Consider the following 12,795-nt stretch of genomic DNA (forward strand, 5'->3'; position numbering starts at 1 on the left):
TTGCACTATGGATTTCCTGACCCTTCTCCCCTACATTGGAATCATTGTTTTAGTGGTTATCAATGCTTTATTGGTGTTAAAGCGGGATATCACCGTAGATGAGAGCGACCATACACCCCAGCACTGATGGCTTATTTTCAAGAACATTATGTAACCTTACTCCTCACGATATTTTATGTCTTGGGCTGTTTGTACATTGGCTGGTATTTTAAGAAAAAAGCCAATCAAGGAATCGAGGGGTATTATGTGGCCAAGCGGGAAATTCCGGGATGGGTAATTTCTTTGGCATTTTTTTCTACTTCGGCCAGTACCAATACCTATATCGGCCAAGCAGGAAAATCTTTTGAGCATGGGCTTTCATGGGCATGGATGGGATTGATATGGACCTTTTTCTGTATCATTTCCTGGCAATTGTTAGGGCCTAGGATGCGATTCCAAACGGCCCGTTTAAAGTCGTTTACCATCCCGGATTATTTTCATTTGCGTTACAAGAGTACGCTAGCCAAAAGTATTCGGGTGCTTTCAGCATTCATCATCCTATTTGCCACGCTATGGTATATGGTAGGCATTGCCAAAGGGTGTGCCCATGTGCTTACTTCCGTTTTGGATATTCCCTATGAATATGGGGCTTTTGCCATTATCGCCATTACCTGTGCCTACACCATTTGGGGAGGAATGTACAGCGTGCTTTGGACAGATGCCATTCAAGGCATTATCATGTTCGGAGTTGCCATTTTAATGTTGGCCATTCCGTTTTTCTATGTTGGAGGTTTGGACAACCTGATGGCGTCCATTAGCCAAACAGACCATTTGACCAAGGAAGGGATACCTATGAAATCCGGGCTGGTCACTTTCGGGGAATTGGTGTCGTTCCTGTATATTTTAGGTATAGGTCTGGCCGTTGGGATGAAACAAATTTCCGAACCTAAAAATCTTATTCGATTTTATTCCGTGAACAATGCAAAAAGTATGCGTTTTGCCATGATATGGACCCCTGTTTTTCTCGGAATTTCCTTGGTCTGTGTAATGGGTCTGGGTGCTCTTGTACATGGAATGGCATCAACAGAAGAAGCCGCATATCTGATTAAGGATACGGATGAGGTCGTTGGTTTTATGTTGGACAAGTTTGACAACAAATGGGTCAGTGGTATTTGCGTGGCCGGTCTGTTTGCGGCGGGAATGTCCTCATTAGCATCCGTAATAATTATCATAGGAACCGCTTTTGTAAAGGATATTTGGCATGTGGTAAAACCCATGTCCGAAACAAAAATTATCCCTCGAACCAAATGGTTTATGGGTTTTTATTGTGTTCTAGTATACACCTTGACCTTATATCCAATGGCGGGTATCGTGGAGTTAACCGCTTTTGCGGGCGCCGTATTCGCGGCAAGTTTTTTTCCTGCCATTTTTGGTGGGCTATATTTAAAATGGGGCACGGATTTGGGGGCAATGGCCTCTATGGTCACAGGAATGGTAGTAAATGTAGTTTGGCGTTTTGCTTTTAGATTCAATTTTGAGGGTTGGGAAGATATCCATGAAATTATTCCCGCATTCGTAGTTTCGATGCTCACCTATATTGTAGTAAGCCTGCTTAGTAAAAAAAGACAACCCGACAGAGAACATTTGAAAGTAATCTTTGGTTCTTCAGTATGAGTGCGCCGAAATGGCAATGAGTTTCTTCTTGCCAGCTCCTATAGAAGCCCTTAATCCTTGAACAAAGGGGTCTGGGTCAAGTTTATCAAACCTTCATCCTCTTCCTTTAAAACGCGTTGGGTACGGAGGTACCTGTTAAGGTTCCACTCATCAAAATTTGGGGCATCTTTGTCCATACTACTAATACGAACCATTTCCGATGCATGGATAAATTCATTGTTGCCTATCCACATTCCTACATGTACCACTTTTTCCGAAGTGGAGTCTGTAGCCTTTTTTCCAAAAAAGAGCAAATCCCCTTTTTGTAGCGTATCAAAGTTTTGGGTGGAATCGATGGCTACCCCGGTATGAACTTGCTGCGAAGCATCCCTGGGAATTACCATTCCATTAAGGAAATAAACCGTTTTGGTAAAGCCACTGCAATCCATCCCCTTTGTGGAGGTGCCACCCCATAGGTATGGGACTCCCATAAAGGTTCGGGAAGTGTTCACTAGGTCATCTACTGTGGGGTTCAGATTTTCCAACCATTTCTCATAATCTTGTGCCTCTTCCTTTGGAATATAGGCTTGCCTTCCGTCCGGATAGGCCACCGTATAGAACTCATCCGTTTCTCCTAGAACTTCCAAAACATTACCGGCCACCAAATCGGATACCACTTGTTTCTTGTCGGTGTCCTTGTACGAATGCCCATAGATTTCCCTATAAATAATCTTGTCGTTGGCCATCCATTGATCCGCACGTTCCGGATCCATCAATTCAATACCTCCATCATCTACCCAGGACAGATATTTGTCCGGTGTTTGTATATAGTACCAACTCCCTTTCTTTTTCAATACTTTTACCGGAGTACCTAATGTGGCCTGAGTCGACAGCTCGGCCGAATGTTTAGGATGGCTTCGAAGGTTGGCCACCGAAATATTGATTATAGCTTGGGTTTCCTTTCCTAAATCCAAAGCTGGTAGAAGTTGTATACTATCCAAAAACTTAATGTTTTCCTTGGTTAGTTGTTCTTTAAACGCTTCGACGGCCTCGGGCAGATTGCTCTCCCCTTTTAAAACGTGGCTGCCGTTCTTTCTCAATACCTCAATATCAAATAAAGCAACGCGTTTATCCGGTGCAAATTCTGATTTAACGGCCAATATTTGTTCTTGAAGTGGTGCTTTCTCCTCATTTTTTACTTCACAAGCCGTTAAAAAACAAAGCGCCATCACGATTAAAAAGAAGTTGCGTTTGAGGTTCATTGGATTAATTTTTGGTAAAAATAAGGATATTGTCCTATCCGTTCATTCTTCAATAGGAAGGAGTCTTTTAGATTATTAATTTATTCCTTTTTGTCTACTTTTAACCTCGATGAAAAAACTTAAGGTCATAGAACTATTTGCCGGGGTGGGTGGATTTAGACTGGGTCTCGAAAAAACAGGGTTTTATGACGTGGTTTGGAGCAACCAATGGGAGCCTGGCACAAAAGCGCAACATGCTTCTATGGTCTATGAAGCGCGCTTTGGAAGCAAAAATCATAGTAATGAGGATATTGCCGAAGTGTCTACCTCCAACATTCCTGATGCCGATATGTTGGTCGGAGGGTTTCCCTGCCAAGATTATTCCGTAGCAACTACATTACAAAACTCCAAAGGCCTTATTGGAAAAAAAGGGGTTTTATGGTGGAGCATCCATCGAATACTTTCGGAGAAGAAAAACAAGCCCAAATATTTATTTTTTGAAAATGTGGACCGTTTATTAAAATCTCCGTCTTCACAGCGGGGTAGGGATTTTGCTATTATGCTCAAAAGCCTGGAGGAACTTGGTTATGCTGTAGAATGGCGCATCATCAATGCGGCAGATTATGGAATGCCCCAAAGAAGGCGAAGGGTTTTCTTCTTAGGTTATCACAAGTCATCTTCCATCTTTAAATCTTTGAAAACTATGGATAGGTGCCAATGGCTATACCAAACCGGAACAATGGCCCAGGCATTTCCTATCGAAAAACAAGCCCAACCGATTAATTCCTTTGTTTTGGATGGAAACCTCATTTCAATCTCCAATAACTTTAATAAAGGTGAGAAATTATCGCCTTTTCAAAATACAGGGGTCTTTATAAATGGCAAAGTATTTACGATTAAAGCCGTCCCAAGTTACCATGGAAAACGAATGTTCCTAGGAGATGTGCTTCAAAATGGAGATGTTACAGAGGATTTCTTTCTTTCCCAACAAGACTTTCCAAAGTGGCAATATCTTAAAGGTGCCAAAAAAGAAATAAGAACGGCCAAAAATGGATTTACATATAATTATAGCGAGGGAGGAATGGTTTTTCCAGATGCTCTGGACAATGCATCACGTACCATCATTACGGGTGAGGGCGGAAAAAGCCCGTCTCGATTTAAGCACGTAGTACATACCCCAAAAGGGTTACGAAGGTTGACCCCAATAGAATTGGAACGTCTCAATATGTTCCCGGATAATCATACCAAGCTGGAAGGCATTTCCGATACCAAGAGGGCTTTTTTTATGGGTAACGCACTTGTGGTAGGGGTAGTAAATAAAATAGGAGAATCCCTTAATTATCAAATAGCTAATTCACTTAGGAAGGCCTAAAAAAATGAAAAATTTAATATACTTAACGTTATGGATAACAATCAATTAACTGTTATTGCAAGAATCTTGGTCAAACCCAAAAAGAAGGAATTTGTTAAAAATGAACTCCTTAAATTAATCGAACCCACCAGAAAGGAAGAGGGTTGTATTAACTACGACCTACATCAGGATAACGAAAACGAGAATCTATTCCTATTCTATGAGAATTGGGGTTCTCGAGAATTGTGGCAAAAGCATATTAACAGCTCCCATATATCAGATTACAGAAAAGCTACAGAAGATGCCATTGAAGAATTTACTTTACATGAAATGACCCTTATTGGTTGATTGATGTATGCTCCTGATACTCCCGTATAGTGAAAAGCAAAGACGAATAGCCATTTATTTTGTACTGTAATAATTCATAAACTACTGTTAATCAGTGTTTAAAATTTGGAATTGTAGTTTTTTTCTTCTATTTTATCGTTTATGATAAGCTTAGAAAAGTTAGAGAACAGGGAGTTTTTAGAAAAATCAATCCATCACTTAGAGGCTACAGGTTTTGAGAACATCAAAGCTGATTTAGAGGGTTATGAATGCCCAAAATCCTATCTTAGAAAAGAGAGTGGGAATCGAATTACACCGGATATTGTTGCCGTTAAAAACGGTATGAAATATTTCTTTGACATTAGTCTAAAATCGGAAAAACCACGTCTGCTAAAAACAAAATGGCTGTTTCTGGACGCCTTAAGCCGCATGAAATCCGATCGGTTTAGAATCATAACCACAAGAGGACATTACAAGTTTACGGATACACTTTTGGAGGAGATCAATCTCACCAACAAGGAGCCTATAAAGATTTAAGAAAACTAAACCACCCCGGCCAATAGCTACCTCCTTAGTACTATTAGTGTCGTTCATTGCCTTAACATTGCTATATGTGGTATCCCATCTTCCAGATAACCCTTCCCTATTTGTTCAAATCCCAGTTCGTGATAAAAACGTTCCAAATATAATTGTGCGGAAACATGTATTATTTTTTCACTAAAACATTTTTCAACTGCTTGGATAGATGCCTTCATAATTTCCTTTCCATAACCGTATTTGCGTTCTGATGCCCTGACTACTACCCTACCAATACTGGCGGTTTCCACGTAATCACCAGGTTTAAAAATTCGAGTATAGGCCACGACATTCCCTCCATTATGACCAATTACGTGAAGTGCCTTTTGATCTTTATCATCCAAATCTTGATAAACACATTGCTGCTCAACAACAAAAACCTGGGAACGTAGTTGTAAAATTCCATATAGCTCTGTATTGGAAAGTTCTTGAAATTTTTTAACAGAAATATGTAGCATTAGTCCTGAACAATTACATTTTTACTATCGCACTTACCAAACTCCGGCTGAATGTTTACATGATTGATACCATACTCATGGTACATCTCTTCTTCTATTTGTTCCAAAATAATATCAAATTCGGATAATTTTATATCTTCCTTGAAATCTATATGGGCTTCAAGATGTACCTCATCTTCGTTCAATTGCCAAATATGCACATGGTGTACATTTCTGATGGGCTTTATCCGTTTAATCGTTTCTACAATTTTTTGAACCTGAATCGTATGGGGTGTAAACAACATTAACACCCTTGTTGAATTTTTTAGAAGATCATATCCCATATAAATAAGATATAACGCTATTGCCAGTGTAAGAGCAGTATCTACCCAATACACTTGATAAAATTTCATGAGCAACCCACCAATAAGAACGGCAATTGAAGCCATCATATCCGTTAACAAATGTAAATAGGCCGATTTCATATTCATATTGCTGCTCGCGGTACCTTTCAAAAGAAAAACACTAAAACCGTTTGCGGCTATTCCCAATAAGGACAACCAAATCACTAAATCAGATTCTATTTCTTGTGGATTCAAGAAGCGCTCTACAGCTTCCTTTATCAAAATAATGGCGACAACAATAAGTGTCGCCGAGTTTACAAACGCAGCGATTATTTCGGCACGTTTATAACCAAATGTCTTATTTGTTGAAGCTTCCTTTTTGGAAAGTACATTGGCAATGTAACTTATAAGAAGTGACATTACATCACTAAAGTTATGGAGCGCATCCGAAAGTAGTGCCAGACTTCCGGAAATCAATCCTCCGATAATCTGTGAAACCGTAATAAGTACGTTGAGAAGTATGGAAATAATTAGGTTTCTACCTTTTACATCAGGACGGGAGTGGGAGTGACTGTGATGTTTATGCCCCATTGTTTATGTTCCAAAAATGGAAATATGAAGGTTCTAAGTTAATCAATCACTTACAAGGAATCTTTTCTATTCTCCTTTCATGACGTCCACCGGCAAATTCTGTATTAAAAAAAGTCTTTACCATTTGTAATGCCTGTGGCAACGAAATAAACCTAGCAGGCAAACTAAGGATATTGGCATCATTATGTTCTCTGGCCAACTCCACAATTTCTTTGTTCCAACAAAGGGCACAACGTATTTTTTGGTGTTTATTGGCCGTCATGGACGCTCCGTTACCGCTACCGCAAACAACAATACCGTAATCCGCCTTACCGCTTTCAACGTCTTGTGCCACAGGATGCACAAAATCTGGGTAATCTACTCCATCTGCTCCATCCGTACCATGATTTATCACTTCTTTACCCATTGATTTTAAGAGCCCGATTACTGCCAACTTATACTCGGTTCCGGCGTGGTCGTTTCCTATGGATATCTTCATAGTGTGGTGATTTGATTTATCAACAAATGTACGAAATACGGAGCTAGCATAATAAATCTTAACCTTTTTGCCATTTGTTCATTATATGTAATTATCAATTCATTATCTGTTGATAAAATTCTCAAAAAAGATAGATTTAAAATTTCCCGATTCAATTTGGAATTTGTCTTACGAAACAATTCCCAAAACGATTAAATAATGTTTAAAAAATTAATAGCCTTCTATTGTATCTATTTCATATGCTAATTAACATTAAAGTAACATTAACTTTTCAAAAAAAACATGTTAAGATAGTTTATCAACCAACTTTAATAACTAGGATAATCCATTGATTTTAAAATGCTAGGCAATGGTAAAGATTGTCGACAAAAAATTAATTCGGTTCAAAACAAGTTCCATACATTTTAGTTTTGCCCACTATTAACATACTATTATAATCATCATTGTTATTTTAATATTTAAAGGAAAGAAATTAATAGTATGTAATACTGTTGATAAGCTTTTAAAATGTTTTTGGGTACATAGAAAAAGTTGGTAGTGGATTATAATTCGTAATTTTCGACGCAAATAAAAATGAATGTCAAAGAGAAAGAAAAAGGCAAGAAATCACAGAAGAAATGAAATCACGAAAGGTATCTTTACCGTGCTTGAAAGAGAACCCAAGAAAAGCTTTAACTATAAGCAAATAGCCTCCAAAATTGGAATTAGGGATACCCAGGATAGAAATTTACTGATCAAAAGATTGGGGCAGTTAAGAGAAAAAAAGAGAATATTAGAAGTAGAACGAGGAAGTTACAAGGCCATTGAAGCCTCGAAGTCATATCATAATGGAATTGTAGATATCACAGGAAGGGGAAATGCCTATGTGATAATAGAAGGAATGGACGAAGATGTCTTTGTTCCCTATAATAAACTAAATAGGGCTTTTCACAAGGATAAGGTGGAGGTTTACGTTTTCCCAAGCAGAAAAGGAAAGAAATTAGAAGGTGAGATTATTAGGGTAGTGAACCGTTTCAAATCGGAATTTGTTGGAATAGTAGATATTCAGCAGAATTTTGCCTTTGTCCGGCCCAAGGATATAGGTATGTATACGGACATCTTTGTACCTAAAGAACGGTTCAAGAATTTACGGGTAGACAATGGAGATAAGGTAATTGTTGAAATTACCGATTGGCCGGAGGATGCGGATTCTCCGTACGGAAAGATTATTGATGTATTGGGAAAGCCCGGGGAACACCATACGGAAATCCATTCTATTTTGGCCGAATATGGTCTCCCCTATGAATTTCCCAAGGAAGTGGAACACTTTTCAAAAAAGATGGATACCTCAATAAAAACTGAGGAAATAGCAAGGCGAAGGGATATGAGGGACACCCTTACTTTTACGATTGATCCGAAGGACGCCAAAGATTTTGATGATGCACTATCCTTTAGGGTTTTGGATAATGGAAACTATGAGATAGGTGTTCATATCGCCGATGTTTCCCATTATGTAAAGCCAGATACCATACTAGATGATGAGGCCTATGAGCGGGCTACATCGGTTTATTTGGTAGATAGGGTAGTGCCAATGTTACCGGAAATTTTGTCCAACAATGCTTGTTCCCTTCGTCCCAATGAAGAAAAATATACTTTCTCCGCTGTCTTTGAAATGAATAAAAAGGCAGAGCTTAAAAATCAATGGTTTGGTAGAACTGTAATAAACTCCAATGAACGTTTTGCCTATGAAGAAGCACAGCATATCATAGAAAACAAAGAGGCCAGTATTCCCAAGGAAATATCGATTAGAGAAAATGCATATACAGTCTCTGATGAAATTGTAGAGGCAGTTCTGGCTTTGGACGATTTGGCTAAGATTATGCGACTAAGACGGATGGAAATGGGCGCTATTTCATTTGATAAGGTAGAAGTACGATTCAACCTTACTGAAAATAATGAACCTGAAAGTGTATACTTTAAAGAAGCAAAAGATGCCAACAAGCTTATCGAGGAATTTATGTTATTGGCCAATAAGAAAGTAGCTGAATATATAGGAAAACAAAAGCCAAAAAAGACTTTCGTATATAGGGTACACGACAATCCAGACGAAGATAAATTGTTGGCGTTGAACGGTATCGTCTCTCGATTTGGACATAAGCTTAATTTTAAGGACAAAAAATCCATTAGTGCCTCATTAAACAAACTCTTGGAAGATGTAAAAGGTAAAAAAGAACAGAATTTAGTAGATACCTTGGCTATACGTAGCATGAGCAAAGCGATTTACACTACTGAAAATATCGGTCATTATGGTTTGGCCTTTGATTACTATACCCATTTTACATCACCAATCAGGAGGTATCCGGATGTTATGGTGCATCGGCTTTTACAACATTATTTGGATAAAGGTAAATCTTTGGGAACCGAGCTTTACGAGGAACGTTGTAAACATTCTTCGGATATGGAAAACCTCGCGGCAAATGCGGAAAGGGACTCCATTAAGTATATGCAGATTAAATTTATGCAAGATCATCAAGATCAAGAATTTGTTGGCGTAATCAGTGGGGTAACGGAATGGGGTATCTATGTTGAGATTATCGAGAACAAATGTGAGGGAATGGTGCGTATACGTGATATAAAAGGTGATTATTATATCTTTGATGAAAAGCAGTATGCATTGGTGGGAGAGCGTACCAAGGAAATGTATCAACTTGGTGACGAAGTAATAGTAATGGTGAAAAAAACAGATTTGATAAAGAGGCACCTGGATTTCTCACTTCTGGGTAAACATGAACACTAGTAGTTTCTGGAATAAATTTTGTTCCAAGAAATACTATCGTACCTAAAAACGGATATCATGAAAAAGTCGATGTGGCTAACGGTACTATTATGTAGTTTTCAATTGATAAGTGCTCAAAATGAGAAGCTTACGCAAGAATTAAATAAATTTGTACGGATAAAGGCCTTTGATGGATTATCTGTAAATCTTATCAAATCAGATGTAAATAGAGCGATTATTACAGGAGCCAATACTAAGAAAGTAGCTATTGTTAATAATGGAGGGACATTAAAGCTGCGCATGGAAATAGATAAGATTTTTAGCGGTTATCGAACTTTTGTAGATTTATATTATACAGAGAATTTGGTTGTTATTGATGTAAACGAAGATGCAAGAATCACTTCACAGGAAACCATAAAGCAAGATGTTTTGGAGCTTAAGGCGCAGGAAGGAGGAGAATTGTCCATAAATGCCGAAGTAGAGCAACTACTCGTAAAGGCGGTAACCGGCGGTGTTATTGAAGCTAACGGTTCATCGGATTTACAAGATGTTGCCATAAACACCGGAGGAATATACGAGGGAAAGGATTTAAAAACGGGATTTTCGACGGTTAATGTCAATGCTGGATCAAGAGCGGAGATATATGCGTCAAATTACGTAAAGGCCACTGTAAAGGCGGGAGGAGAGGTACTAGTCCATGGAGATCCGGCAAAAATGGACGAAAAAACAGTATTTGGCGGGAAGATAACCAGAATGTAATCAAATTTCATGTTCGAAGACATACAGGCGGCAATCCCTTTGGGCTTTCTATTGAGCTTTATGATTGGCCCCGTTTTCTTTGTGCTTTTGGAAACAAGCGTCATAAAAGGTTTTAGGGCGGCTCTTTTCTTTGATATAGGGGTTATCGTAGCCGACATCCTGTTTCTTATCATAGCTTATTTTAGTAGTTTTCAATTATTGGAAAACTTAAGTAACCAACCTGGTCTATATGTTTTTGGAGGCATGATTTTGCTGGTTTATGGTATTATAGTATTTGTCAAAAGAGAAAATAAAGAGGCAAAACCAAATTTTAGGGTTAGTAAAGGCGATTATTTGGGCCTTTTTGTAAAAGGCTTTTTGTTGAATTTCATCAATATCGGGGTTTTGATTTTTTGGCTTGGGGTGATTATTATTGTAGGCCCAACCCTGGATAATAATCCTAACCGGATTCTAATTTTCTTTGCCACTATGTTAACGGCTTATTTAATTACGGATATTTTCAAGATTTTATTGGCCAAACAACTAAAAAGAAAACTTACACACAAACGAATTCATTTGATAAAAAAAGGTCTAGGAATCCTACTGATTCTTTGTGCCATTATATTGATTATAAAAGGCTTTTTACCTAAGGACAAATTCGATATAGAAAAAGGGATAGAAAGGATAGAGCAAATCCGATAACCCCTAAAACCAGGAGCATTAAAAGCATAAAGTTATAAAGAAATTAGCCACTTATACTTAAAGTAAAAACCCTCCTATCAACAGGAGGGTTTTTGGAGAGGCATCGAGCGGATTCGAACCGCTGTACAAGCTTTTGCAGAGCTGTGCCTAGCCACTCGGCCACGATGCCAATAAGGATTGCAAAGGTAATACGTTTTTGACTATTGAAAAATTTAAGACCTTCTTTTTTCGGTCAAAACTACCGTAACCATTTCCACATCACCTCCAATCGGAGGATTGATTTTAGATACGGAAACGGTAACTTCCTGTACCATCTGCAATTCCTTCAAAATACGTTTTAACATGCGCATGGCCACATGTTCCAAAAGTTTGGATGGAACTTTCATTTCCTCGACTACAATTCGGTTAATATGAACATAATCCACAGTCTCTGAAAGACGGTCGGACAACGAAGGTTTGGAAAGGTCTGCCTCAATCGAAACATCCACACGATATTCACTGCCAATGGCAGTCTCTTCCTTTAAACAACCATGGTGGCTATATACCCTTATGTTTTCTACTTTTACTTTTCCCAATGAGATAGATTTGAAATGGACGCAAATTTAAAGTAATCCATTGAGAAATGGACTGGAGAGGTATACTATTAAAAGTAGCCTTTGCTCTTTAATAGGTACACCTACAATTGCTAATGCCTTGAAAAAGATCTACCCCAAGAGTTACCACATGTGTTCCTGTACTATAACCAAGGATTTCATTAAGAATAATTTGATAAGAGTACCCAAAATAGAAGTTGTTCTTTTTTAATCCTACAAAAGGCGCAACATATAAAGGCTTGCCTATTTGGTCATTTAAAAAGCGATAGTTCAAACCAGCATAATAATAGTCCTCAAAATCATACCAGCGGAATTTTACGTTTAAATCTGTTTCAGAACGCCCATCACTTTCAAAAACTTTAAAAAGCACGGAAGGCTCTATCTCTAAACGGCTATTTTTACTTTTTGTGTATCTATAGCCTGTATACACATAATAATTTCTTAGTTCGTTGGGCTCGTCTATATCAAAAGTAAGATCTTGGGGATCTTTATTTAAAAGGTTGGAGGCATTGGCACTGAAATAAAACTTGTCATAACGGTACATAACACCAAGATCAAAGTTGTGGTTAGTGGTTTGTCTGTTGTTCAATTGACCATTTTCAGGGAAATTAATTAGGTCAAATTCATTTGTATCTATTCTGAACTGGTTGTAATTATAGGAAATCCCTAAAGAAAGAAATTCGTCATCGTAACGATCTAAGGTCAAATGATGCGCAAAAGAAACTCTTGCGCCTTGTTGTTTGGTATATCCGTTGCTATCATTATAGAGGAACATTCCAATACCGGACTTTTCTCCCAAACGCATATCCGCGGCTAAGGATTGTGTCCTTGGGGCATCCTTGATACCCACCCATTGTGCTAGACCATTGACCCTAATTTTTACATGATCCCCTATTCCTGCATAGGTCGGAGACAAAACAAAAGGATTGTCCGCCAAATATTGGGAAAGTTGAGGTGAATTCAACTCCTGACCTTTTAAGGTAATAGCACCCAACAAAAATAACAAGGTCAAAAATCTATTATGCATATG

13 protein-coding genes and 1 tRNA gene are annotated in these 12,795 nt (G+C 38.3%); 7 read left to right on the forward strand and 7 right to left on the reverse strand.

Features of this window, described 5'->3' with window-relative positions:
* Positions 1-126 precede the first annotated feature (126 nt).
* Complete coding sequence (locus ACP2AF_RS04870) at positions 127-1,653, forward strand: sodium:solute symporter family protein (protein ID WP_425235116.1); 1,527 nt, start codon at positions 127-129, stop codon at positions 1,651-1,653.
* A 50-nt stretch (positions 1,654-1,703) separates the two neighbouring features.
* On the opposite strand, the gene ACP2AF_RS04875 is transcribed toward ACP2AF_RS04870, so the two are convergent.
* The gene (locus ACP2AF_RS04875; protein WP_425235117.1) at positions 1,704-2,894 is read right to left on the reverse strand and encodes a C40 family peptidase; all 1,191 of its coding nucleotides are present in this window, start codon (positions 2,892-2,894) and stop codon (positions 1,704-1,706) included.
* Positions 2,895-3,003: 109 nt separating this feature from the next.
* Between ACP2AF_RS04875 and dcm the strand changes: the two genes are divergently transcribed.
* The 3 genes from dcm (at position 3,004) to ACP2AF_RS04890 (ending at position 5,088) form a co-directional block, all read left to right on the forward strand.
* Positions 3,004-4,245 carry a DNA (cytosine-5-)-methyltransferase gene (dcm, locus tag ACP2AF_RS04880; protein WP_425235118.1) on the forward strand — a complete coding sequence of 414 codons (1,242 nt, stop codon included), beginning with the start codon at positions 3,004-3,006 and terminating at the stop codon, positions 4,243-4,245.
* A gap of 30 nt (positions 4,246-4,275) precedes the next feature.
* On the forward strand, positions 4,276-4,572 hold the full coding sequence (locus ACP2AF_RS04885) for a putative quinol monooxygenase (RefSeq protein ID WP_425235119.1): 297 nt from the start codon (positions 4,276-4,278) through the stop codon (positions 4,570-4,572).
* 141 nt (positions 4,573-4,713) lie between these two features.
* A complete protein-coding gene (locus ACP2AF_RS04890) occupies positions 4,714-5,088 on the forward strand; it encodes a hypothetical protein (protein WP_425235120.1) in 375 nt (124 codons plus the stop codon).
* Positions 5,089-5,141: 53 nt separating this feature from the next.
* On the opposite strand, the gene ACP2AF_RS04895 is transcribed toward ACP2AF_RS04890, so the two are convergent.
* Genes ACP2AF_RS04895 through ACP2AF_RS04905 form a run of 3 tightly spaced genes read right to left on the reverse strand, consistent with a single transcriptional unit; the run spans position 5,142 to position 6,977 of the window.
* A complete protein-coding gene (locus ACP2AF_RS04895; protein ID WP_425235121.1) occupies positions 5,142-5,585 on the reverse strand; it encodes a GNAT family N-acetyltransferase in 444 nt (147 codons plus the stop codon).
* Complete coding sequence (locus tag ACP2AF_RS04900) at positions 5,585-6,499, reverse strand: cation diffusion facilitator family transporter (protein ID WP_425235122.1); 915 nt, start codon at positions 6,497-6,499, stop codon at positions 5,585-5,587. Before ACP2AF_RS04900 ends, ACP2AF_RS04895 begins: the two co-directional genes overlap by 1 nt.
* 46 nt (positions 6,500-6,545) lie before the next feature.
* Positions 6,546-6,977, reverse strand: coding sequence for an RpiB/LacA/LacB family sugar-phosphate isomerase (locus ACP2AF_RS04905; RefSeq protein ID WP_425235123.1), 432 nt, complete (start codon positions 6,975-6,977; stop codon positions 6,546-6,548).
* A 577-nt stretch (positions 6,978-7,554) separates the two neighbouring features.
* Between ACP2AF_RS04905 and rnr the strand changes: the two genes are divergently transcribed.
* Genes rnr through ACP2AF_RS04920 form a run of 3 tightly spaced genes read left to right on the forward strand, consistent with a single transcriptional unit; the run spans position 7,555 to position 11,172 of the window.
* A complete protein-coding gene (gene rnr, locus ACP2AF_RS04910) occupies positions 7,555-9,753 on the forward strand; it encodes a ribonuclease R (protein WP_425235124.1) in 2,199 nt (732 codons plus the stop codon).
* A gap of 57 nt (positions 9,754-9,810) precedes the next feature.
* Positions 9,811-10,491, forward strand: a complete 681-nt coding sequence (locus ACP2AF_RS04915) for a head GIN domain-containing protein (RefSeq protein WP_425235125.1) — start codon at positions 9,811-9,813, stop codon at positions 10,489-10,491.
* A 9-nt stretch (positions 10,492-10,500) separates the two neighbouring features.
* The gene (locus ACP2AF_RS04920; protein WP_425235126.1) at positions 10,501-11,172 is read left to right on the forward strand and encodes a LysE family translocator; all 672 of its coding nucleotides are present in this window, start codon (positions 10,501-10,503) and stop codon (positions 11,170-11,172) included.
* A 98-nt stretch (positions 11,173-11,270) separates the two neighbouring features.
* Here the strand turns inward: ACP2AF_RS04920 and ACP2AF_RS04925 are convergent.
* The 3 genes from ACP2AF_RS04925 to ACP2AF_RS04935 form a co-directional block, all read right to left on the reverse strand.
* Positions 11,271-11,341, reverse strand: a tRNA-Cys gene (locus ACP2AF_RS04925).
* 43 nt (positions 11,342-11,384) lie between these two features.
* Positions 11,385-11,747 (reverse strand): dihydroneopterin aldolase, encoded by a 363-nt coding sequence (gene folB / locus ACP2AF_RS04930; RefSeq protein ID WP_425235127.1) that lies wholly within the window; start codon positions 11,745-11,747, stop codon positions 11,385-11,387.
* Positions 11,748-11,835: 88 nt separating this feature from the next.
* Positions 11,836-12,792: a PorP/SprF family type IX secretion system membrane protein gene (locus ACP2AF_RS04935; RefSeq protein ID WP_425235128.1), complete on the reverse strand. Its 957-nt coding sequence runs from the start codon at positions 12,790-12,792 to the stop codon at positions 11,836-11,838.
* Positions 12,793-12,795 lie beyond the last annotated feature (3 nt).

Source organism: Ulvibacterium sp. (assembly GCF_965248315.1).
Lineage (GTDB): Bacteria > Bacteroidota > Bacteroidia > Flavobacteriales > Flavobacteriaceae > Ulvibacterium.